20 protein-coding genes are annotated in these 23,474 nt (G+C 62.1%); 16 read left to right on the plus strand and 4 right to left on the minus strand.

Annotation, left to right across the window (positions count from 1 at the left end; genetic code table 11):
• Positions 1-24: 24 nt before the first annotated feature.
• The 9 genes from AAGW23_RS06915 to AAGW23_RS06955 all read left to right on the plus strand — a co-directional run bounded on the left by AAGW23_RS06915 (position 25) and on the right by AAGW23_RS06955 (position 8,040).
• A complete protein-coding gene (locus tag AAGW23_RS06915; RefSeq protein WP_342405706.1) occupies positions 25-1,245 on the plus strand; it encodes a CmpA/NrtA family ABC transporter substrate-binding protein in 1,221 nt (406 codons plus the stop codon).
• A gap of 14 nt (positions 1,246-1,259) precedes the next feature.
• A complete protein-coding gene (locus AAGW23_RS06920; protein ID WP_342405708.1) occupies positions 1,260-1,838 on the plus strand; it encodes an ANTAR domain-containing response regulator in 579 nt (192 codons plus the stop codon).
• Positions 1,839-2,415: 577 nt separating this feature from the next.
• Positions 2,416-3,789 carry a CmpA/NrtA family ABC transporter substrate-binding protein gene (locus tag AAGW23_RS06925; protein WP_342405709.1) on the plus strand — a complete coding sequence of 458 codons (1,374 nt, stop codon included), beginning with the start codon at positions 2,416-2,418 and terminating at the stop codon, positions 3,787-3,789.
• Between the two features lie 50 nt (positions 3,790-3,839).
• On the plus strand, positions 3,840-4,829 hold the full coding sequence (locus AAGW23_RS06930) for an ABC transporter permease (RefSeq protein WP_342405710.1): 990 nt from the start codon (positions 3,840-3,842) through the stop codon (positions 4,827-4,829).
• 9 nt (positions 4,830-4,838) lie between these two features.
• Complete coding sequence (locus AAGW23_RS06935; protein WP_319297656.1) at positions 4,839-5,633, plus strand: ABC transporter ATP-binding protein; 795 nt, start codon at positions 4,839-4,841, stop codon at positions 5,631-5,633.
• Positions 5,634-5,671: 38 nt separating this feature from the next.
• Entirely contained in the window at positions 5,672-6,220 is a 549-nt protein-coding gene (locus tag AAGW23_RS06940; RefSeq protein WP_342405712.1) for a hypothetical protein, read from the plus strand.
• A complete protein-coding gene (locus AAGW23_RS06945) occupies positions 6,145-6,780 on the plus strand; it encodes a methyl-accepting chemotaxis protein (protein ID WP_342405713.1) in 636 nt (211 codons plus the stop codon). Before AAGW23_RS06940 ends, AAGW23_RS06945 begins: the two co-directional genes overlap by 76 nt.
• A gap of 2 nt (positions 6,781-6,782) precedes the next feature.
• Complete coding sequence (locus AAGW23_RS06950) at positions 6,783-7,478, plus strand: hypothetical protein (RefSeq protein WP_342405714.1); 696 nt, start codon at positions 6,783-6,785, stop codon at positions 7,476-7,478.
• 118 nt (positions 7,479-7,596) lie between these two features.
• Positions 7,597-8,040: a thioesterase family protein gene (locus AAGW23_RS06955; protein ID WP_342405715.1), complete on the plus strand. Its 444-nt coding sequence runs from the start codon at positions 7,597-7,599 to the stop codon at positions 8,038-8,040.
• Here the strand turns inward: AAGW23_RS06955 and AAGW23_RS06960 are convergent.
• The gene (locus AAGW23_RS06960) at positions 8,009-8,980 is read right to left on the minus strand and encodes a 1-phosphofructokinase family hexose kinase (protein ID WP_342405717.1); all 972 of its coding nucleotides are present in this window, start codon (positions 8,978-8,980) and stop codon (positions 8,009-8,011) included. The genes AAGW23_RS06955 and AAGW23_RS06960 overlap by 32 nt on opposite strands.
• A 349-nt stretch (positions 8,981-9,329) precedes the next feature.
• On the opposite strand from AAGW23_RS06960, the gene AAGW23_RS06965 reads away from it, so the two are divergent.
• Both AAGW23_RS06965 and AAGW23_RS06970 read left to right on the plus strand, forming a co-directional pair.
• Complete coding sequence (locus AAGW23_RS06965) at positions 9,330-10,541, plus strand: nitrate/nitrite transporter (protein ID WP_342405719.1); 1,212 nt, start codon at positions 9,330-9,332, stop codon at positions 10,539-10,541.
• A gap of 86 nt (positions 10,542-10,627) precedes the next feature.
• Entirely contained in the window at positions 10,628-12,301 is a 1,674-nt protein-coding gene (locus AAGW23_RS06970; RefSeq protein ID WP_342405720.1) for a bifunctional protein-serine/threonine kinase/phosphatase, read from the plus strand.
• A 14-nt stretch (positions 12,302-12,315) separates the two neighbouring features.
• Here the strand turns inward: AAGW23_RS06970 and AAGW23_RS06975 are convergent, their stop codons facing one another.
• Entirely contained in the window at positions 12,316-12,636 is a 321-nt protein-coding gene (locus AAGW23_RS06975; RefSeq protein ID WP_342405721.1) for a class I SAM-dependent methyltransferase, read from the minus strand.
• A 484-nt stretch (positions 12,637-13,120) separates the two neighbouring features.
• Between AAGW23_RS06975 and nirB the strand changes: the two genes are divergently transcribed.
• The 5 genes from nirB to AAGW23_RS07000 all read left to right on the plus strand — a co-directional run bounded on the left by nirB (position 13,121) and on the right by AAGW23_RS07000 (position 19,806).
• Positions 13,121-15,571 (plus strand): nitrite reductase large subunit NirB, encoded by a 2,451-nt coding sequence (gene nirB / locus AAGW23_RS06980; protein ID WP_342405722.1) that lies wholly within the window; start codon positions 13,121-13,123, stop codon positions 15,569-15,571.
• Positions 15,572-15,620: 49 nt separating this feature from the next.
• Positions 15,621-15,947, plus strand: coding sequence for a nitrite reductase small subunit NirD (nirD, locus tag AAGW23_RS06985; RefSeq protein ID WP_342405724.1), 327 nt, complete (start codon positions 15,621-15,623; stop codon positions 15,945-15,947).
• A 44-nt stretch (positions 15,948-15,991) separates the two neighbouring features.
• A complete protein-coding gene (locus tag AAGW23_RS06990; protein ID WP_342405725.1) occupies positions 15,992-18,697 on the plus strand; it encodes a molybdopterin-dependent oxidoreductase in 2,706 nt (901 codons plus the stop codon).
• Between the two features lie 65 nt (positions 18,698-18,762).
• Positions 18,763-19,500 carry a uroporphyrinogen-III C-methyltransferase gene (cobA, locus tag AAGW23_RS06995; protein ID WP_342405726.1) on the plus strand — a complete coding sequence of 246 codons (738 nt, stop codon included), beginning with the start codon at positions 18,763-18,765 and terminating at the stop codon, positions 19,498-19,500.
• 102 nt (positions 19,501-19,602) lie between these two features.
• A complete protein-coding gene (locus AAGW23_RS07000) occupies positions 19,603-19,806 on the plus strand; it encodes a hypothetical protein (protein ID WP_200639397.1) in 204 nt (67 codons plus the stop codon).
• 82 nt (positions 19,807-19,888) lie between these two features.
• Here the strand turns inward: AAGW23_RS07000 and AAGW23_RS07005 are convergent, their stop codons facing one another.
• Both AAGW23_RS07005 and AAGW23_RS07010 read right to left on the minus strand, forming a co-directional pair.
• A complete protein-coding gene (locus AAGW23_RS07005) occupies positions 19,889-22,243 on the minus strand; it encodes an RND family transporter (protein ID WP_342405727.1) in 2,355 nt (784 codons plus the stop codon).
• A 12-nt stretch (positions 22,244-22,255) separates the two neighbouring features.
• Positions 22,256-23,347 (minus strand): WD40/YVTN/BNR-like repeat-containing protein, encoded by a 1,092-nt coding sequence (locus AAGW23_RS07010; RefSeq protein WP_342405728.1) that lies wholly within the window; start codon positions 23,345-23,347, stop codon positions 22,256-22,258.
• Between the last annotated feature and the right edge of the window lie 127 nt (positions 23,348-23,474).

Below are 23,474 nucleotides of genomic sequence, written 5' to 3' on the forward strand. Positions count from 1 at the left end.
CGCATGGCAAAGGTTTTCCTCAGCATGACCGATCTCTCCCCTTCGCTCCGCCCTGACGCCAAAGCCTGGGTCGCCGGCAGCGACGCGCCAGAAAAGCACGTCGTGAACCTTGGTTTCATGGCGCTGACCGACGCCGCATCGCTGATCGTCGCCGCCACCCAGGGCTTTGCGCAGCCCTACGGCCTCACGCTCAACCTGCAACGGCAGAGCTCCTGGTCCAGCGTGCGAGACAAGCTTGTGGAAGGCGAACTGGATGCCGCTCACGGTCTGTACGGGCTGATATACGCCGTGCATCTGGGGATCGGAGGCAGCGCGCGTAAGGACATGGCCGTACTGATGGGACTGGCGCAAAACGGGCAGAGCATCAGCCTCTCCAGTGAGCTGAAAGCAGCCGGCGTGACCGATCCCGATGCGCTCGGCAAATGCGTGCGCCAGAGTGGTGCAAAACTCACGCTTGCTCAGACATTTCCCACCGGTACTCATGCGCTCTGGCTCTACTACTGGCTGGCCGCCCACGGCATCCATCCGCTGACTGACGTACGCACAGTGGTGGTGCCGCCGTCGCAGATGGTCGCCCATCTACGGGCGCGACGCATCGACGGCTTCTGCGCCGGCGAGCCCTGGGGCGCCCAGGCCATTGAAGAAGACATGGGTTTTACCATCGCAACAAGCCAATCGATCTGGGCCGACCATCCCGAGAAAGTGCTCGGCTGCACGCGCGAATTTGTCGACCAGTACCCCAACACCGCCCGAGCGCTGGTCATGGCCATCCTCGAGGCCAGCCGCTTCATCGATGAGAGCCAGGAAAATCGCCGCAGTACTGCACAGCTGATTGCCGGCAGCGACTATGTCAATGCGCCCGTTGCGTCCATCGAATCGCGCTTTCTGGGTCAATATGAGGACGGCCTTGGCCATGCCTGGCTGGACAAGCACCCGCTGCGTTTCTTCGGCAACGGCGAAGTGAACATGCCCTACCATTCCGACGGCCTCTGGTTCATGACTCAGCTGCGCCGCTGGGGTCTGCTGCGTGAAGATCCGGATTACCTTGCGGTGGCGCAGAGCGTCCAGCAGACCAGCCTCTACCGCGATGCAGCGAGCGCTTTGAGCATCGCCGTACCCGACTCCCCCATGCGCAGCGCCATGCTCATGGACGGCAGTCGCTGGGATGGCAGCGATCCGGCGGGATACGCGCGCAGCTTCGCGCTGCATGCCCTGGGCGACACCGCACCACACCCCAAGCCTTGAGAAGGGAGACAGTCATGCTTCGCGTTCTCCTGATCGACGACACCCCGCGCAAGGTTGGTCGCCTGCGCACCGCTCTGATCGAAGCCGGCTTCGAGGTGATCGAGGAATCCGGTTTGACCATCGACCTGCCCGAGCGGGTCGAGGCGATTCGCCCCGACGTGGTGCTGATCGACACCGACTCCCCCGGCCGCGACGTGATGGAGCAGGTGGTGATGGTCAGCCGTGACCAACCACGGCCCATCGTCATGTTTACCGACGACAGCAACCCCGACGCCATGCGCAGCGCAATCCGTGCCGGCGTCAGCGCCTATATCGTCGAAGGCATCCAGGCCCAGCGCCTGAAACCCATTCTCGACGTGGCCATGGCCCGCTTCGAAAGCGACCAGGCAATCCGCGCGCAGCTCCACGCACGCGACCAGCAACTGGTCGAACGCAAGCGCGTCGAACTGGCCAAGGGCATGCTGATGAAAATGCGCAGCTGCAACGAGGAAGAGGCCTACACCTTGATGCGCCGCCAGGCCATGAGCCGTCAGCAGAAACTGATCCAGGTTGCTGAACAGATCATTGCGATGAACGACCTGCTGGGTCAGTGATCCGAAAGTCTCAGCGCGCTGGTCTCGGCGAGGCCCAGACGGGGCTATTAGCCGAGCGGATGCCTGCTGTGAACCTTGCGGGACTCAAGTACCGATCGTTTTCGACTCTCGACCAGGCCCAACGAGCCTGTTGCTCGCCGACACAGCACGTTGCGCTAGCCACCTCCTAACCACTCCAGTCCGGCCTGAATGAAGGACGTAACCTGCGCCCGCCATTTCCAACTAGCTCTTCCCTGCAAACGAACCAAAACGGAGCCAAAGATTGAAATGGGTGCACGGCTATTGCACCGAGCAATCGCCAGGAGTGCCAAGCCCGCACGTCCAACGCATGTTCAGCCTGGCCGGTTGTTTCAGACGTAAGCCGTTGTATTACATAGATCTTCCTAAAACCCTAGTCGCCAAAAAAATCTCAGATTAAGAATTGGCAAGCCCCTTGCAATCCCTCTGCTACCACGTCTTCAGGTCGCCAACGGCGGTGATCGGGACGAATTGACAAAGGCGTCAACGGTGCTCGCTCTGCTCATGCAGAGGGTGCTTCCGTTACGCCTTTTTTCGTTTCGCGATTGAGGGATAGATCATGCGCAAGACCCGCCGTACCTTCTTGAAAACGCTGGTGGCCAGCATTGGCTGCTCTGCCCTGCTGCAACTGGTGCCGATGGCCGCCTGGGCGGCCGAGCCAGAGAAGGAGGAACTCAAGCTCGGCTTTATCAAGCTCACCGACATGGCGCCACTGGCGATTGCCTATGAGAAAGGCTTCTTCGAGGACGAAGGGCTCTACGTCACGCTCGAAGCCCAGGCCAACTGGAAGGTGCTGCTGGACCGCGTCATTGACGGCGAGCTGGACGGTGCGCACATGCTCTCCGGCCAGCCGATCGGCGCGACCATCGGTTTTGGTACCAAGGCCGACATCATCACGGCCTTCACCATGGACCTCAATGGCAATGCCATCACCATGTCCAACGCGATCTGGGAGCAGATGAAGCCCAACGTGCCGATGGCAGACGGCAAGCCGGTGCATCCCATCAAGGCCGATGCGCTCAAACCCGTGATCGAGCAACTCAACGCCAGCGGCAAGTCCTTCAACCTGGGCATGGTGTTCCCGGTCTCCACGCACAATTACGAGTTGCGCTACTGGCTTGCTGCCGGTGGCATTCACCCCGGTTACTACGCACCGAAGAAAGGCGACATCAGCGGACAGGTCGATGCCCAGGCGTTGCTCTCCGTTACGCCACCGCCGCAGATGCCTTCGACCATGGAAGCCGGCACCATCCATGGCTACAGCGTCGGAGAGCCATGGAACCAGCAGGCCGTATTCAAAGGCATTGGCGTACCGGTGGTGGCCGACTACGCGATCCGCAAGAACATGTCGGAAAAGGTCTTCGGCGTCTCCAAAGCCTGGGCCGAAGCCAATCCGGAAACCCACAAGCGTCTGGTCAAGGCGCTGATCCGCGCAGGCAAGTGGCTGGATGAAGACAACAACGCCAACCGCCAGGAAGCGGTGGAAATCCTCTCGCGACCGGAATATGTCGGCGCCGACGCCAAGGTCATCGCCAACTCCATGACCGGCACCTTTGAATTCGAGAAAGGCGACAAACGCGAGGTGCCGGATTTCAACGTGTTCTTCCGTTACAACGCGACCTACCCCTACTACTCCGATGCCATCTGGTACCTGACGCAGATGCGCCGCTGGGGCCAGATCGCCGAGGCCAAGCCGGACAGCTGGTACCTGGACATGGCCAAGCAGGTCTATCGCCCGGAAATCTACCGCGAAGCTGCAGCGGCACTGATCGAAGACGGGCTGATGACAGCCGAGGACTTCCCCCCAGCAGGTGAAGACGGCTTCCGCGAGCCACTGGCGGACACCATTGATGGCATCGCTTATGACGGCCACACGCCCAACGCCTATCTCGAACAGTTCGCGATCGGCCTGAAAGGCGATACCACGCTCTGATTCCGCCTACGGGAGCCATGCGCGGCTCCCACCTTTCGGAGGACATGTCGATGAGCAATCCAGCCGTCGTGCAGAACATAAATGAAACCCTTAGAGCTGGCCGTCAGGCCCGCATCAAGCGCTGGCTGCCGCAAGTGATCATGCCGTTGGTGGGCGTCTTTGCCTTCCTGCTGTTCTGGCAGTTGGTGGCCTCGAACATCCAGACCAGCCTCGGTCAGTTTCCCGGCCCGAGCCAGGTAGCCGAGCAGCTCAATGGGCTGGTCGATGCGCATATTCAGTCGCGGGAAAAAGCCGAAGCGTTCTACCAGCGTCAGGAGGACCGTAATGCCGCCAAACTGGCCAAGAACCCCGACGCCGAGGTGAAGATTCGCCCGTACACCGGCAAGCCGACCTTTTTCGAGCAGATCTTCACCAGCCTCTATACGGTGATGACCGGTTTTGCCATCGCCTCGCTGATTGCCGTGCCGCTGGGCATCGTCTGCGGGTTGAGCAAGACGGTGTATAGCGCGGTGAATCCGCTGATCCAGATCTTCAAGCCGGTGTCGCCGCTGGCCTGGCTGCCGCTGGTGACCATGGTGGTCAGCGCCGTCTACGTCAGTGACGACCCGCTGATGGCGAAATCCTTCGTCACCTCGGCGCTGACCGTAGCGCTGTGCTGCCTGTGGCCGACGGTGATCAACACCACGGTGGGCGTGGCCAACCTCGATAAGGATTTGCAAAACGTCAGCCGCGTGCTGCGCCTGTCACCGCTCAGCCATGTGCACCGGATCGTGCTACCCGCTGCGATTCCGATGATCTTCACTGGCCTGCGCCTGTCGCTCGCAACCGGCTGGATGGTGCTGATTGCTGCCGAGATGCTGGCGCAGAACCCCGGCCTCGGCAAATTCATCTGGGACGAGTTCCAGAACGGCAGCTCCAACTCGCTCGGCCGGATCATGGTTGCAGTGGTCGTCATCGGCCTGATCGGCTTCGCCCTGGATCGCATCATGCTGATGCTCCAGCGCCGCGTGAGCTGGGACAAGAACGCAGACCTGCGCTGAGGAAATCACATGAACAATGCCCATCTCGAACTCACCGGCGTCGGTATCAGCTTTCCCACTGACAAGGGGCTCTACTGCGCGCTACAGAACGTCAACCTGCGCATCGCCAAGGGCGAGTTCGTTTCGCTGATCGGCCACTCTGGCTGCGGCAAGTCAACGGTGCTCAACATCGTCGCCGGCCTCTATCAGGCCACCACTGGCGGCGTGATTCTCGACGGCCGTGAGGTCAACGAGCCCGGCCCGGAGCGCGCCGTGGTGTTCCAGAACCACAGCCTGCTGCCCTGGCTTTCCTGCTACGAGAACGTTGAGCTGGCGGTGCGGGAAGTTTTCAAAGGTCAGAAGAGCAAACGGGAGATGCGTGACTGGATCGAGCACAACCTCGAGCTGGTGCACATGACCCATGCCCGCGACAAACGCCCCAGCGAAATCTCCGGCGGGATGAAACAGCGCATAGGTATCGCCCGCGCGCTGGCCATGCAACCCAAGGTGTTGCTGATGGACGAGCCCTTCGGCGCCCTCGATGCGCTGACCCGCGCGCATCTGCAGGACTCGCTGATGGAGATCCACGCCGACCTTGGCAACACCGTAATCATGATCACCCATGACGTTGACGAGGCCGTGTTGCTCTCGGACCGCATCGTGATGATGACCAATGGCCCCTCGGCAACCATCGGTGAGATTCTGCCCGTCGAGCTCAAGCATCCTCGCGACCGCATGACCCTGGCCCACGACGCCCAGTACCACGCCTACCGGGCGCAGGTTCTGGAGTTCCTCTACCAGCGCCAGCAGCGGCCTGCGGCCTGACAGGCCACCAGGAAGCTAATCGAGAAAGGATCACGAGCATGGACAGAGCCTTGAACGCCACGCGCCCAACGCACGCCGTACAGCAAGCCACCACCGCGGCGCTGCAGTCGTACATGGATTGGCTATTGCTCGCCGCCTGGGCCATGGCCTGTATGGCTGGGCTGTGGCAGCAGCAACTGCTGTCGCTGGCCCTCGCCTGTATCGCCGCAGGTCTGCAACTGACCCAACAGCGCAAACACCGCGAGCATCAGCGCCACAGTGAGCATTTGCTCGCCGTGCTCGGCCAGCAGCAGGGGCTCAACGAGTCTCGTGAGGATCTGGTCGCCGCCTTTGGCGCTCAATCGCTGCGCAGCGAGCGTTTACGAAGTGAAGTGCAGTTCGCCAGCGATGCCCTCGAGCGCATGGCCGCAACCGCCGAGCACAGCAGCATCGGCCAGGGCGAGCGAGTGCTGGCGATGACCGAAGCCAGCAAGGCGCTGAGCCACAGGTCAGCACGCTGGGCCAGCAAGCCATGCAAGCCTTTGCCGACACCCACCGGCAAAGCCAGGCCGGCCGCGACAACGCGATGTCGGTCAGCACCCGCATGACCGAGGTACGCCAGAGCATGCAGCGCACCTCGGATGCGGTCGGCCAACTGTTGCAGGACACGGCTGCCGTCGGCAAAGCCGCCCTGAGCATCCAGAACGTCGCCAAACAGACCCAGTTGCTCGCCCTGAATGCGTCCATCGAAGCAGCGCGAGCCGGCGAGCACGGTCGCGGTTTCGCGGTGGTGGCCGACGAGGTCCGCCAGCTGGCGCTGACCAGCGACTGCGCCGCCCAGGACATCACCAGCGTGGTCGCCACGACCGGCAACGCAGTTCGCCGCGTAGAGGCTGAGGTCGTCCAGCACCAGCAATTGCTCGAGCAAAGCGGCGAGCAAAGCAGTGCATTAGCCGCCGAACTCGATCAGTTAGCGCGGCGCAGCCAGCTGAGCCTTGCCGAACTCGATCACCTGCAAACAGCCCTCGAAGAACAGCGACAGGGCAACCGCCTGTTGCGCGATCAGCTCAATCAGGTCGAGACCGGCGTCGAGCGCCAACGCACCCAGGCCGAAGAGCTGCACAGCCTGACCCTCTACCTCACTCGTCTCAGCCGTACGGAAGCCTGACCATGGAAGTATCGATCGCCCTGATCCTGGCCGCCGGCCTGGTGCTGCTCGGCAACCATCTCAGTGGCATTGCTGCCGAGCGACATCGCAAGCGTCTCAGCGCAACCGATGTCCAGGCGCTGCAGCATGCGCTGGAAGTTCTTCAATTCGTGCAGAAACACCGTGGCCTGGGCGGTCAACCTGATGCCGCAGCCGCCACGCAGCGGTTGGAGATTGCGAGCCATATCGATCGGCTCTGGCAGGAGTGGAAAGGTGAGGAAAACCGTCCGCCGATGCGCGCTTTGTGGCAGCAGATCCGCCGGACGCCAGCGGATTTCGAGCCGCACTGCATCCTGATCGAGCAATTGCTCGAAAGCATCCACGTGCTTGAGCTGCGCCTTGTCTTCCAGGGCAATCCGCAGGTATTCGGTATGTGCGAGGCCTGTCGCGCATTGGAAGACCTCGGACGTTTGCGCGGCCTGGCAGTGCGTGCAGCCAACTTCGAAAAGTGCCCTTTGGATATGCAGATCCAGATGCGCTATCTCTGCCTGCGCCTCACCGACCCGATCAGCGGCGACAGCCTGCGCAACCTCATCGAACACCTGGAGTGCAACCTGATCGACGCACCGCGGGTCAGCCTGGCGCCAGCCGAATGCTACGCGCTGATCACCCCGATCATCGATGAGCGCCTGCAAGGCATTCGCCATAGCATCGCCTGACACCGCGCACGCGATATCAACAGGCCGGATCAAGCTTGGTGCTGACGTGCAGAGGCGTACAATCCGCCTCCGCACGTCGCGCTGCCAACCAGCGCCAAACACAAGCAACGAGAGCATCATGGCCCGCCTGACCCTGCAGTTTCCCGAAGATCAGTTCTGCTTCAGCACCCAGCTGACCGTTCGCATCACCGATATCAACGCCGGCAACCATCTTGCCAACGACTCGATGATCTCGATGATTTCCGAGGCCCGTGCGCGCTTCCTGTTCGCCTATGGCATCGCCGAGACCAGCAAGGATGGCGGCGGCATCATCGTCACCGACCTGGCCACCACCTACAAAGCCGAAGCCCATGCACGGGACGCCCTACTGTTCGAAGTCGGCGTCATGGATTTCAACAAGTACGGCGGCGACATCACCTTTCGTATCACCCGGCCGGCGGACGGCACGCTGATCGCCATGGCCAAGTCCGGCTTCGTCTTTTACGACTACGTGCAGAGCCGCGTTGTCGCTATGCCAGAGGCATTTGCCGTCAAATTCCCGCGGGTGAACCGGATCGACTAGATAAACCGCTACCATCACCGAGCTGCAGCAGTCGCTGCACATCCTCGCAGTGGCAGAGCTCGGTACCGGGGCGCATCACGGTGGCGGCTCCGGCGGCGATACCGTAGCGCACGGCCTCGTCCAAGCTGCGCCCTTCGGCCAGCCCCAGCACGATGGCACCGAGCATGCTGTCGCCGGCGCCCACCGCACTGACCGCTGGAACCTGTGGCGAGCGCAGCCGCTGCAACTGCTCGCCGCAAGCGACCAGCGCCCCATCAGCGCCCAGCGACAGCACGATGATCTGCGCACTGCCCCTCGCCATCAGGCCGCGCAGCGCTTGCTCCTGCTCCAGTTCGCTGGTGATCGGGCGACCGACCAGGGTCGAAAGCTCGTTGAGGCTCGGTTTCAGCAGGTATGCCCCGCCCTGACGTGCCGCGTAGGCCAAGGGCTCGCCAGACAGGTCGACGACCAGCCTGGCGCCGATGCGGCGCGTCAGGCTGAGCAGATCATCGTAGAACGTAAGCGCCACACCCGGCGGAAAGCTCCCACTCAGCACCAGATAAGCCGGCACCGGGTCCAGCGAGGTCAGTGCATCGAGACAGCGGGCCAGCTCCTCGGAGGACAAGGAGGGCCCAGGCAGTACAAAACGGTACTGCAGCCCGGTCTCAAACTCGTCCACCGTGAAACTTTCACGGGTGTCGCCAGCGATCGGCACGGGTCGGTGCGCCAGGCCCAGCTCATCCAGCGCGCGCGTGAGCAGATCACCGAACGGACCGCCCGCGGGATAGACGGCCACCGCCTCGCCACCCAGCGTGTCGACCACCCGCGCGACGTTGATCCCGCCGCCACCCGGGTCGTGGCGCGGCAGCGAGCAGCGTAGCTTTTCGGTGCTGGTTACCCGCGCAGTGCTGACGGACAGATCCATTGCCGGGTTCAGGGTCAGGCTGGCAATAACGGGCATCAATCACTCCTAGAAGCTTGGCAGGTAAAGCCTAACAGCCGACGTCAGGACAAGGACAAGGACAATCGGCAAGACATTGCCCTGAAATGGCGCCCACCGCACAACGGCTGTGCACCCGACGTCGACCGTCCGTGCAAGGCCAGCGACACGAGCCGCATGAAACGGGGCCGCAGGCTGACTGGCACGTTAGATGCTTCGCAATCGACACGGTAGGCCAACGGCGGTCTCCACCCTAGACAAAGGCGTCGCACCATTCCTGCTCCGGCAGGCGTGATGCGGCGCCTTTTTGTTTTCGCCTCGAAGTTGGGGCGGCCTCTTTTGCACAAGACGAATGCCTGGAGCCCACCCGATGAATACCAGTTTCTGGAAAGCCGGCCACACGCCGACCCTGTTATCCGCCTTTCTCTATTTCGACCTGAGTTTCATGGTCTGGTACGTGCTTGGCCCGCTTGGCGTGCAGATTGCGGCCGACCTGGGCCTCACCACCCAGCAGCGTGCCTTCATGGTCGCCACGCCGATCCTTTCCGGCGCCGTGCTGCGCCTGGTGCTGGGCATGCTGGCCGACCGCACCTCCCCCAAGACCGCCGGGCTGTTCGGTCAGGTCGTGGTGATCGCTGCGCTGTTCGTGGCCTGGCTCCACGGCATTCACAGTTATGAACAAGCCCTGCTGCTTGGCCTTTTCCTTGGCATGGCGGGGGCCTCCTTCGCCGTCGCCCTGCCACTGGCTTCGCAGTGGTATCCACCGCAGCATCAGGGAAAGGCCATGGGCATTGCCGGTGCGGGCAACTCCGGTACGGTGTTCGCGGCGCTGTTCGCACCTGTGCTGGCGACGATGTTTGGCTGGAGCAATGTGTTCGGTCTCGCGCTGATTCCATTGGTCCTGGTGCTGATCATCTTCGCCACCCAGGCGAAGAATGCCCCGAATCGTCCGGCGCCCAAGTCCTTTACCGATTACATGAAAGCCCTGGGCGACCGCGACAGCTGGTGGTTCATGTTTTTCTACAGTGTCACCTTCGGCGGCTTCCTCGGTCTGGCCAGTACCCTGCCGGGCTATTTCCATGATCAGTACGCCTTCGACCCGGTCAAGGCCGGCTATTACACCGCCGCCTGCGTCTTCGCCGGCAGCATGCTGCGCCCGCTCGGCGGTGCACTGGCCGACCGAATCGGCGGCATCCGCTCGCTGCTGGTGATGTACACGGTTACTGCCGTGTGCCTGTTCGTCGTCGGCTTCAATTTACCGAGCTCGACAGCTGCACTGGCCTTGTTCGTGGTCGCGATGCTCAGCCTGGGAGCGGGCAACGGCGCCGTGTTCCAACTTGTGCCACAACGCTTTCACAAGGAAATCGGCGTGATGACCGGCCTGGTCGGCATGGCGGGCGGCATTGGTGGTTTCCTGCTCACCGCAGGGCTCGGCGCCGTCAAGCAGGCCACGGGTGACTATCAGATGGGTCTCTGGCTGTTCGCCAGCCTGGGTGCGCTGGCGTGGTTTGGCCTCTATGGTGTGAAGCGCCGCTGGAGAACCACCTGGGGTTCTGCCGCGATGACTGCCGCCCGCGTCTGAGTTCACCCAGGCAACACTTGGAAGGCAGGCCTCAGGGCCTGCCTTCGTTGTTCGTTTTTGCAGGCGCGCCAACTGGAGTTTCGCCCATGCCCTTGCAGCTGACGTTTGGTGAAGCCACTGCCACCGGCCCCCGCGAAGAAAACCAGGACGCCCTGCGGATCGTGACGCCGACCCCGACCCTGGCTGCCAGCAAGGGGGCGATGTTCGCCATCGCCGATGGCGTCAGCCACTGCGCTGACGGCGGCCTCGCCGCGCGGGCGACGCTGCAGGCATTGGCGACGGATTACTACGCCACGCCGGAAACCTGGAGCGTCGCGCAATCGTTGGACCGACTGTTGGTCGCGCATAATCGCTGGCTACAGGCCAATGGCGGCGGCCAGCCGCTGCTCACGACCCTGACCGCCCTGGTACTCCGTGGGCGTCGCTTCACCCTCGCCCATGTCGGCGACTGCCGTGCCTACCGCTGGCATGACGATGCACTACAGCGGCTGAGCGAAGACCACGTCTGGGAGCAGCCGAACATGCAGCACGTGCTCAAGCGCGCCATGGGGCTGGACCAGCACCTGGTGGTGGACTATCTCGACGGCGAGCTCAGACTCGGCGAATGCTTCGCGCTGCTGAGCGACGGCGTCTGGGCCAGCATCACCGAGGGCGATATCCAGAACATCCTGCAAGCTGAGCCGGATCTCTCGCGCGCCGCCCATGCGCTGGTCAATCTCGCCCACCAGACCGGCAGCCAGGACAACGCCAGCGCGCTGCTGCTACGGGTCGACGAGCTGCCGGAAGCAGCGCTGGCCGACTCCCTCGCGCAACTGGCGGACTGGCCGCTGCCGCCAAAGCTGCGAGCGGGGCAGCTGTTCGAAGGCTGGACCATCACCGCATTGCTGGCCGAATCGCGGCAATCGCTGGTTTACCGGGTCAGCGATCAGCAGGGGCAAACTTGGCTGTTGAAGACCTTGCCGCCAGGTCGTCATGATGAACCTGAAGCCGGGCCGGCACTGCTGCAGGAAGAATGGTTTCTACGCCGTGTCGCGGGTCGACACTTCCCGGAAACCCACGGCCTGCCGCAGCGCCAACACCTGTATTACGTACAGCGCGAGTACAGCGGCCAGACCCTCGCCCAGCAATTCACCCAGCAGGGCCCGATGGAGATGGTCGACTGGTTGCAGCTGACGCCCCGCCTGATTCGCGCGCTGGGCATGTTGCATCGGCGCAATATCCTGCACCGCGACATCAAACCGGAAAACCTGCACAGGGATGACGCCGGTGAGCTACGCCTGCTGGATTTCGGTCTTGCCTACTGCCCGGGCCTATCCCAGGATCAACCGCACACCCTGCCGGGTACGCCGAGCTATATCGCCCCGGAAGCCTTTGCTGGTGCACTGCCAAGCCGGGAACAGGACCTCTACGCAGCCGGTGTCACGCTCTATTATCTACTTACAGGCCACTACCCCTACGGCGAAATCGAAGCCTTCCAGCGGCCGCGTTTCGGCAACCCGGTGCCGGCCAGTCGCTATCGCCCCGACCTGCCCCAGTGGCTGGACGACATGCTCAAACGCGCCGTCGCGGCTGATCCCGCACAGCGCTTCGAAACGGCGGAAGAATGGCTGTTGACCCTGGAACAGGGCGAGCGCCTGATAGGCGCTGCACCCAAGTTGCCGCTGCTGGAGCGTGAACCCTTGAAGGTCTGGCGCAGCCTGGCCTTGTGCTCACTGCTGCTGAATCTGGTCATGCTCGTCTGGTTGGCGAAAGGCGCTTAGCGATCAACTCGCCGTCAAAGGCTGACGCGTCGGACGATCAAGCCTTGCCGAGAGACGCGCGTCAGCTGCCGCACACACTCCTCCAGACGCTCTGCGCTCGGCGCCTGGACCACCGCCAGGTCAAAACTGTTGGAGGCGAAGTGCGCCAGCGACTCATCAGCTCCGGTGAACTGAACGACAAAGGCGCGCGGCCTGCCCCAGCGCTGCGGCCAGCCGTCCAGATAGCGCAGAAGCGAGGGTTGATGGCTACCGCCAAGGAGGATTTTCGGATTGCTACGGACAAGCCCGCTAGTGATCGGGGCCAAGCGTAGAGGAGCGCGTTGCAGTGCATTCATTGGGAGAAGTCCCGCCTCAAGAATTCCGCTGGGCAGCGGTGGGAGGCGACACCGAACCAGCGCTTTAGCGGTATTTCGAAGCCTTCGGCTCCAGGCGCCCCGCAAGTAGCTGACTAAATCGGCGCATGGGCTGAACAATAGAAAAGCGGCACGCCGGCTGTCAACGGCCAATTTCCGGCAGGCTTGGGTGCCGGCCTGCACCAGTGCTGCGCAGAGCGCTTCATCGGGGTGCAATAAATCGCCAATTGCGTTCGCATAACGGCAGCTAAACCGCTGAAAACACTCAAAAGTCCGGTTGGCACAGCCTCTGCATTACCTGCCTTACATAGGCCAGACCTTCAACGTGGAGGGTCGGCTCCGAATACGGAAGCAAAGGACAAAGGCGTCCTCACTGGGAGATCAGTGGGACGCCTTTTTTCGTTTTGGATTTTTACAACGGCACGGCCAGGCAGTTATCGACTGGTCGGTCTGTGGGGAGAACGGCATGAAGAAACTCAAGCTGGTGATGATCGGCAACGGCATGGCAGGGGTACGCACCCTGGAGGAGCTGCTGAAACTTGCACCCGATCTTTACGACATCACCGTGTTCGGTGCCGAACCGCATCCCAACTACAACCGCATCCTGCTGTCCCCCGTGCTGGCCGGGGAGCAGACCTTCGACGAAATCGTCCTCAACGATCTCAAGTGGTACGCCGACAACAACATCCGCTTGATGCTGAACCGCAAGGTGGTCGAGATCGACAGGGTCAAGCGCCGTGTGATCGCCGAGGATGGCAGCGAGGCGGAGTACGACCGACTGCTGATCGCCACGGGGTCGAATCCTTTCATCCTGCCGGTTCCCGGCAATGATCTGGAGGGCGTAATCGGTTATCGCGACATCGCTGACACCCAGGCGATGATGGACGCTGCCAAGACCCACAAGCACGCCGTGGTGATCGGTGGCGGGCTGCTCGGACTGGAAGCCGCCAACGGCCTGAAGCTGCGCGGCATGGACGTCACGGTTGTGCACATCGGTGAGTGGCCAATGGAGCGTCAGCTCGACAAGACGGCCGGCACCCTCCTGCAGAACGCCCTGGAAAGCCGCGGTTTGAGCTTCAAGATGAAAAAGCAGACCGCCGAGCTGATCGGTAACGAAGCCGGCCGGGTCAAGGCCGTGCGCTTTGCCGATGACGAGGTCATCGACGCCGATCTGGTGGTGATGGCCGCCGGTATCCGACCCAACAGCGCGTTAGCCGAGAAAGCCGGCATCCCCTGCGACCGCGGCATTCTGGTCAACGACACCCTACAAACCTACGATCCACGGGTGTATGCCGTCGGCGAGTGTGCCAACCATCGCGGCACCGCCTACGGCCTGGTGGCGCCGCTGTTCGAGCAAGCCAAGGTTTGCGCCAACCACCTGGCGATGCTCGGTTTCTCCCGCTACCTCGGCTCGGTGACCTCGACCAAGCTAAAGGTCACCGGCATCGATCTGTTCTCCGCTGGCGATTTCCTCGGCGGCGAAGGCACCGAAACCATCACGCTCTCCGACCCCATAGGCGGGGTGTACAAGAAGCTGGTCATCAAGGACAACATCCTCGTGGGCGCCTGTCTTTACGGCGATACGGCCGACGGTGGCTGGTATTTCCGCCAGGTGCGCGAAGGCCATAACGTCAGCGAGATTCGCGACCATTTGATGTTCGGTGAGGGCGCCATCGGCGACACCGGTCATCAGGGCCAGAACAAGGCCATGGCGATGCCTGACAGCATGGAAGTCTGTGGCTGCAACGGTGTGTGCAAGGGCGACATCGTCAAGGCAATTCAGGAACACGGGCTGTTTTCCGTTGACGACGTGAAGAAGCACACCAAGGCGGCCAGCTCCTGCGGCTCCTGCGCCGGGCTGGTGGAACAGATCCTGATGAACACCGTCGGCGGCGCGGCGGACGTAAAGCCCAAGAGCGAAAAAGCCATCTGTGGGTGCACTGATCTTCCGCATGGACAGGTGCGCAAAGCCATTGTCGAGCAGCACCTGATCAGCATTCCGGAGGTGATGAACTACCTGAACTGGCGCACGCCCAACGGCTGCGCCACCTGCCGCCCAGCGTTGAACTACTACCTCATATCCTCCTGGCCGGGCGAAGCCAAGGACGACCCGCAGTCGCGCTTCATCAACGAACGCGCCCACGCCAATATCCAGAAAGACGGCACCTATTCGGTCGTGCCCCGCATGTTCGGCGGCGTGACCAACGCCGCCGAGCTGCGCCGCATTGCAGATGTTGCCGACAAGTATCAGGTACCGATGGTCAAGGTCACCGGTGGCCAGCGCATCGACCTGTTGGGCATCAAGAAAGATGACCTGCCGAACGTCTGGCAAGACCTGGACATGCCGGACGGCCACGCTTACGGCAAGTCAATCCGCACCGTAAAGACCTGCGTTGGCAAGGAATTCTGCCGTTTCGGCACCCAGAACTCGACCGCGCTGGGCATCGATCTGGAGAAAGCGCTGTTCGGCATGTACTCGCCGCACAAGGTCAAGTTGGCCGTCTCCGCCTGTCCGCGCAACTGCGCAGAATCGGGCATCAAGGATGTCGGCATCATCGGTGTGGACTCGGGCTGGGAACTGTATGTCGGCGGCAACGGCGGGATCAAGACCGAGGCCGGTGAGTTCTTCGTCAAGGTCAAGACCGCGGACGAAGTCGCCGAATACAGCTTCGCCTTTCTTCAGCTCTACCGCGAAGAAGCGTTTTATCTCGAGCGCACCGTGCACTACATGCAGCGTGTCGGCCTGGAATACATCAAGAAAATAGTTCTGGAAGACGAAGCCCGGCGCAAGGCGCTGGCCCAGCGGTTGATGTTCTCGCTGAGTTTCGAGGGCGACGGCTGGAAGAAAGCCATCGCCGAGCAGTCGCTGAAGAAAGAATACGAGACCCTGCAGTTGACCCCGATCGAGCCGGCATGAGTGGCCGCCGTCAGCTCCAGCCGATCACCCCATCGCGAGGAAACACTGCATGAAATGGTTCGATATCTGCTCCCTGGACGAGATCAATCCGCTCGGTGCACGCATCGTCGCCGGGCCGAAAGGTGACATCGCGGTGTTCCGCACCGCCGATGACCAGGTGTTCGCGCTGGATGACCGCTGCCCGCACAAGGGCGGCCCCCTGTCCCAGGGCATCGTATTCGGCAAGCAGGTCGCCTGCCCATTGCACAACTGGCAGATCAACCTCGACAGCGGCGAAGCCGCCGCGCCCGATGTGGGCTGTGCCCATCGCCATGAAGTCCGCGTCGAGAATGGTCGCGTGCTGCTTTCGCTGAACAGCGCAACCGACCGCACCTGAGTGATCCGGTTAGCGAAAATCATCCTACAAAACGGAGCGACGGCATGACCCGGCCGACCCAGACAATCGCCTCGACCTGCTGCTACTGCGGCGTGGGCTGCGGCGTGCTGATCGAGCACGACGGCGAGCGCATCCTTGATGTCACAGGCGACCCCTGCCACCCAGCCAACTTCGGCAAGCTGTGCAGCAAGGGCTCGACCCTGCACCTGACCGGCGACCTCGATGCCCGCGCGCTCTACCCCGAGCTGCGCTTGGGTAAAGGCCTGGCCCGTACACGTACTGGCTGGGACAGCGCGCTCGATCATGCTGCCAATGTATTCGCCGAGACCATCGCCGAGCACGGGCCGGACAGCGTTGCCTTCTATATCTCCGGGCAGTTGCTGACCGAGGATTACTACGCGTTCAACAAGCTGGCCCGCGCGCTGGTGGGCACTAACAACATCGACTCGAACTCGCGCCTGTGCATGTCCTCAGCCGTGGTTGGCTACAAGCGCAGCCTCGGTGCCGACGCGCCACCCTGCAGTTACGAAGACATCGAGCGAAGCGACTGCGTGCTGATCGTCGGCAGCAACATGGCCTATGCGCACCCGGTGCTGTTTCGCCGTCTCGAAGAAGCCAAAGCAAAACGACCCGAGATGCAGGTCATCGTGGTCGACCCACGTCGCACCGACACCGCCGAGTTGGCCGACCAGCATCTGGCGATTCTTCCGGGTACGGACGTCGCATTGTTCCACGGCCTCCTGCACATACTGCTGTGGGAGGGCTGGATCGACCGCGATTTCATCGAAGCTCACACCGACGGTTTCGAGGACCTGAAGCGCCTGGTACGCGACTACAGCCCGGCCCTGGTCGCGGACCTCTGCGGTATCAGCGTGGCCGAGCTGCAGGATTGCGCACGCACGATCGGCAGCGCGCCGAGCTTCCTCTCGCTCTGGTGCATGGGTGTCAACCAGTCCACGGCCGGCAGCGCCAAGAACAGCGCGCTGATCAACCTGCACCTGGCTACCGGGCAGATCGGCAAACCTGGCGCCGGCCCCTTCTCCCTGACCGGTCAGCCCAACGCCATGGGCGGCCGCGAGACGGGCAGCCTGTCCAACCTGCTGCCCGGCCATCGCGAAGCGGGCAATGCTGAGCATCGTGCCGAGGTCGCCAACTATTGGGGCGTCCCGGCGCTGCCGGAAACCGCGGGACTCTCGGCCATCGAGCTGTTCGAAGCGGTGCGCAGCGGAAAGATCAAAGCACTGTGGATCGCCTGCACCAACCCCGCGCAATCGATGCCGGACCAGCAGAAGGTTCACGAAGCCCTGGCGGCTTGCCCGTTCGTGGTGGTGCAGGAAGCCTTCTTTACCACTGAAACCTGCCGCTACGCCGACCTGCTATTGCCCGCCGCCAGTTGGGGCGAAAAGGAAGGCACGGTGACCAATTCCGAACGCCGCGTCAGCCATGTGCGCTCGGCCATCACCGCACCGGGTGAGGCGCGTGCCGACTGGTCGATCACCTGCGATTTTGCTCGGCGCCTGGAAAGCCTGATGCGTCCCGGTCAGGCCAGCCTGTTCGACTTCAACAACCCAGCCGCGCTGTTCGAGGAATACAAGCTGCTCACACAGGGCCGCGACCTTGACCTGTCCGGCCTCAGCCATGCCGTGATCGACCGTCTCGGCCCGCAGCAATGGCCCTTCCCCGCCGGTGCTCGGCAAGGCACGCCGCGACTCTACGAAGACGGCGTGTTCCCGACCGACAACGGCCGTGCACGTTTCCTCACCGAGCACTATCAGGCGCCGAAGGAGAAACGCGAGGCGCGCTTTCCGTTGACCCTGAACACCGGCCGCCTGCGTGATCACTGGCACGGCATGAGCCGCACCGGAACCGCCGCGCGCCTATTCGGCCACGTCGAAGAAGCACTGCTCAGCATGAACGGCGATGACATGCGCCGTCGTCGCCTGCTCGATGGCCAACTGGTCAAGGTGCGTAGCCGCCGTGGCGAGCTGCTGTTGCCGGTTCACAAGGACGACAGCCTACGTCCGGGCCAGGCTTTCCTGCCGATGCATTGGGGTGACCGCTTCCTCAAGGGCTTCGGCGTCAACAGCCTCACGCTGCCGGCCTTCGACCCGATTTCCAAGCAACCGGAACTCAAGCACGCCGGGGTCGAGGTGGAAAAGGTTGAGCTGCCATGGCAGTTCTTTGCCCTCGTCGAAGGCTCCGTGCAGAAACGCTTCGAAGCGCTGCGCCCGCTGTTCGAAGGCTTCGCCTACGCCAGCTTCAGCCTGACCGGCCGCGAGCGGCCAGCGCTGGTGATCAGCGCGGCATGCAACGAGCCGCCTAGCCGCACGCAACTGGCGAAACTTGAGCAACTGCTCGGCCTGGATGAAGGCCCTGTGCTGGTCTATGACGACCCGCGACGCAGCGTCGGCAAGCGGGTGCGTATCGAGGATGGCCGCATTGTCGCCCTCAGTCTGTCCGGCGAAACCGCCGCGCGCGACTGGCTCAAGCAACTCTGGCACGACGGCAAGGCCGACCAGGCACTGCGCCGCTGGTTGCTCGCGCCATTGAGCACGCCGCCAGGCGGCGACGTGCGCCGCGCCAAGACGCTGTGCAATTGCATGAACGTCAGCCAAGACGCGATCTGTTCAGGCATCGAGCGGGGCCTGGATCTGAATGGCTTGAAGCGGGAGCTGGGTTGCGGCACCAGCTGCGGCTCCTGTGTACCGGAAATCAAGCGGCTGTTGGTGAAACAACCGGCAGTGGCGTGAACATCAACAGCTGGCAATGCATGGCGCATCGCCGACGTGGTTACCGCAACAGGTGAGGTGGATACATGAGCGCAAAAGTCTGGCTGGTTGGCGCGGGGCCCGGTGATCCGGAGCTGCTGACACTCAAGGCGGTACGCGCCATGGGTGAAGCGCAGGTCGTACTAATCGATGACCTGGTCAATCCCGCCATGCTCGAACACTGCCCAAACGCGCGGGTGATCCCAGTGGGCAAACGCGGCGGTTGCCGGTCGACACCACAAGCCTTCATCCATCGGTTGATGCTGCGCTATGCGCGGCAGGGCAAATGCGTGGTGCGCCTGAAAGGCGGCGATCCGTGCATTTTCGGCCGCGGTGGCGAAGAAGCCGAATGGCTGGCCGAGCGCGGCGTCGAGGTCGAGCTGGTCAATGGCATCACCGCCGGCCTGGCCGGCGCCACACAGTGCGGTATCTCGCTGACCCAACGCGGCGTGGCACGCGGCGTAACGCTGGTCACCGCGCACACGCTCGACGGCAGCAGCCCCGAGTGGCATGCGCTGGCGCAAACCGGCACCACCCTGGTCGTCTACATGGGGGTGAGCAGCGTGCAGCAGGTTCAGCTCGGCCTCATGGAAGGCGGCCTGTCGGCCAGCACCCCGGTGGCGATGATCGAAAACGCCTCACTGCCCCAACAACGCGAATGCCGCTCGCAGCTCGGTGCAATGTGCAGTGACGCCGCAACTTTTCAGCTCAAAAGCCCAGCGATCCTGGTCATCGGTGAAGTTGCGGCGCAGGCCGTAACGCAGGTTTTGAGCCGAATCGCATAGCCTGCGTGCATTGGACTCACACAGGCGTTTGATTGGCTTGGCGGCCATGATGGCAATGTGATGATAGTTTCCGCGCCCCACATTTAGGCACGGAGCCAACCGATGAAAACGCCCGCATATTTCGCAGCCCTAGCTGCTGCAGCCTTGCTGACAGGCTGCGTGGTGCAAAGCACGTACACCAAGACCGTAACGGTGACAAAAGACCCGAGTGGAAAAGTGTTAAACATCACCGAGACCGAAACCGTGGTGCAGCCTGCCCAGGGCTATCCAGTCAAGTTGCAACTGATCAAGGACGTTCAGCCATAACTGGGTGCGTCATTTGCAGGTCCAGCGGGATATAAAAAAACCGCGACCCGGGGGTCGCGGTTTTTTTGTCACGGCTCGAGCATCACGCCTTCTGCCGCAGCTTCTCCGGTTTGATCAGGAAGCGCGCCAATGCAGGCAGCAGCCAGATCGCGCCGACCATGTTCCAGAGGAACATGAAGGTCAACATCAGGCCCATGTCAGCCTGGAACTTGATCGCCGAGAACACCCAGGTGAACACACCGATGGCCAGGCAGATGCCGGTGAAAACCACCGCCTTGCCTGTCGACTTCAGGGTTTCGTAATAGGCATCCTGCAGCGTCATGCCCTGGCGTAGGTAGGACTCCAGACGGCTGTAGATATAGATGCCGTAGTCCACACCAATACCCACCCCGAGCGCGATCACCGGCAGCGTCGCGACTTTTACGCCAATCCCCATGAAGGCCATCAGCGCGTTGCCTAGGATGGAGGTCAGCACCAGCGGCAGGACGATGCAAAGGGTCGCAGCGACAGAGCGGAAGGTCAGCAAGCACATGAAACTCACTGCGGCGTAGACCGCAATCAGCATGGTGGTTTCGGAGGCGGCGATGACTTCGTTGGTCGCTGCTTCAATACCAGCATTGCCTGCAGCAAGGACGAACTCTAGCCCTTCGCGGTTGTTTTCCTCAGCGAACTCGCGGGCCGCAGACACAACATGCTCCAGCGTCTCGGCTTTGTGGTCATTGAGGAACACCAGCACCGGCGCGAGCGAGCAATCGCTGTTGTACATGCCTTCGGCGCGAGCGATGGAGCTGTTCAGCACGAACTGGTTACGAGACAAGGTCTCCCACTTCAGGCTGCCCTCGTTCATGCCCTTGATGCTTTGCCGCGCCACGGTGACCATCGACACGGCCGACTGCACACCCTCGGTGTTCTCCATTTTCCACATCAGCTCGTCCATGGCGGCGAGCGTGTCGTAATGGGCGCAGCCTTCGGGGGCCGTTTTCACCATCACCACCAGCACGTCCGAACTGGTCGAGTAGTTGCTGATGACGAAGTCGTTGTCGAGGTTATAACGCGAGTCCGGGTGCAGTTCCGGTGCGCCCTGGTCGAGGTCGCCGATCTTCAGATTCTGTCCATACCAAAGTCCACCACCCACGGCGAGCAGCGCAATGACAATGGAAATCGGTGCGACGATCGGGTTGGCAAAGTTGGACAGCAGACGCCAGAACGGGTGGTTACGCGCGGCCTCCTCTCGAGCCTGCTTGACGGCCCGCTGACTGATGCCCATGTAGGAAATCGCCACCGGCAGCAGGATCAGGTTGGTCAGAATAATGACCGCCACGCCCAGCGAAGCACCGATCGCCAGTTCGCGGATGACCCCAATATCGATCAACAGCAGGGTCACGAATCCGACGGCGTCGGACGCCAAGGCCACCATGCCGGGAATGAACAGTTGGCGGAATGCCATCCGTGCTGCAGCTAACGGGTCGTCGGTTTCGCCGGAAGCCATGGCGATACCGTTGATCTTCTGCACGCCATGGGAGATCCCGATAGCAAATACCAGGAACGGCACCAGCATCGAATAGGGATCGAGCCCGAAGCCAAGGGTGTGCAGCAGACCAAGCTGCCAGGCCACGGCAATCAGGGTCGTCACCACTACCGCGATGGTGCTCTTGAAGCAGCGGGTGAACCACAACAGCAGCGCCAGCGTGATGCCAATGGCGACGAAGAAGAACAGCGCGACGCCGACCAGACCATCAATCAGGTCACCGACCTTCTTGGCGAAACCGATGATGTGAATCTCCACATTCGGGTTCTGCGCCTCGTACTTGTCGCGAATCTTCTCTTCCAGCTCGTGAGAGAACTTCTGGTAGTCGAGCTTAATCTGCTTGCTGCGATCTTCCGGATCCGAGTAGGACTCCATCAGCGGCACGTCGATGATGCTGGACTTGAAGTCGTTGGCGACCAGACGCCCAACCTGACCGGATTTGAGGATGTTGCTGCGAAGGTCATCGAGGCTTTCCGGCGACCCGTCATAGGTCTGCGGAATGACCTCACCGCCGGCGAAGCCTTGCTCGGTCACCTCGGTCCAGCGAACGCTTGGACTCCAGAGCGACTTCATGTTGGAGCGATCGACACCCTGGATATAGAACACTTCGTCATGGATCTGACGCAGCGTTTCCATGTAGTCCTTGGCGAAGATGTCACCGTCCTTGGCTGCCACGGAGATCCGCACCGTGTTGCCCAGGTTGGCCAGATCGTCGCGATGCTGGAGCATGTTCTGAATGTAGGGATGCCCCAGCGGGATCATCTTTTCGAAGCTTGTCGAAGGACGAACCTGGGCTGCTTGGTAGAACAGGAACACGCTGATCAACAGGCAGACAAGGATCACTGCCGGTCGATTGTTGAATATCAGGCGTTCGAGAAAGGACGCCGGCTTCTGCTGATGCTTGGTCATGTTGGCTCCGGCTTATTGTTGTTGTACAGGCAGGTTGGCGCCGGTCGGCGAAACGATCCTGACACCGCTCTGCCCGACGAGGATCAGGTTGCCGTCCGGATTGGACACGACGCCCGACAGGGAGCGTCGGTCAGGTCGGCTGAACAGCGTGAAGCTCTTTCCGTTGTCCTCGCTGCTGAGCACGGTGCCACCGTGGCCAACCACGACGATGCGTCCATCGGCCAGCCTGTTGCCATCAGCCAGTCCCGACTCGACGGTGTCACCATCGTCCAACAGCTCGATCGCTTGCCAGCTGTCGCCAAAATCGGTTGAGCGGAACAGGTTCCCGCGCAGGCCAAACACGACCACGACCCCCGGTTCGCCACCGCCAACGACGCCGAAGAACGAGCCCTGGTAAGGAGACTCGACGCGCTCCCAGGTCTCACCCATGTCGGCGGAGCGAAACATGCCGCCCATCTCGCCAACGATGAACAGGCCGGATCCAGGAATCTCGGCGATGGCATTGAGGTGGAAGCCATCCTCGTTGTCCAGGCGATCAGCAACGTCTTCCCAGTTCTTGCCGCCGTCGGTGGTTTCCAACAACACGCCGTAAGCGCCGGTGGCGAAACCGTGCTGGGCATTCTCGAACCAGACGTCAAGCAGCGGCACTTCACCCTCGCGGTTTTCGTACTGCTGCGTCCAGGTCTGACCGCCGTCCGTGGTGCCGAGAATCAGCGCGTCGTGGCCGACCGCCCAACCGTGCTGTTCGTCAGCGAAATACACCGCCGTCAGCAGCTGTCGAGTGGGGACCTTGGCCTGCGTCCAGGTGGCGCCACCGTCATCGGAATAGAGAATGTGTCCGCGATCACCGGCCGCTACCAGACGCTTGCCGGCGTGGGCAATATCGAGAAGCAAGCTGGTGGCGGCTTTCTGCGATTCGATCGCGTAACGAACGCCTGGCTCGGCAGGATTTTGGGCCTGAGCAGGCGCGGCTAGAAACAGGATGGAGAGAACACTGCAGAGCGAGAGCGTTCTTGCCAGCGGCGATTGACTACGGAACATCGGCGTGCGTGTCGTTTTTTCCACGCGGCCAACCGGTGTGCGCCACATGACGGGCTCACTCATACATACCCCCTTTATTCTTATTAGGTAAGGCCTGCGTAGGAAGGCAGGCCAGGCCATGCTATAGGGCTTTCGAAAGCGGCGGCAATTGGCTGGACGTTATGTTTTGTTAAGCATGGCTCAATGATGT

The sequence above is a fragment of the Stutzerimonas chloritidismutans genome (assembly GCF_038562055.1).
Lineage (GTDB): Bacteria > Pseudomonadota > Gammaproteobacteria > Pseudomonadales > Pseudomonadaceae > Stutzerimonas > Stutzerimonas chloritidismutans_A.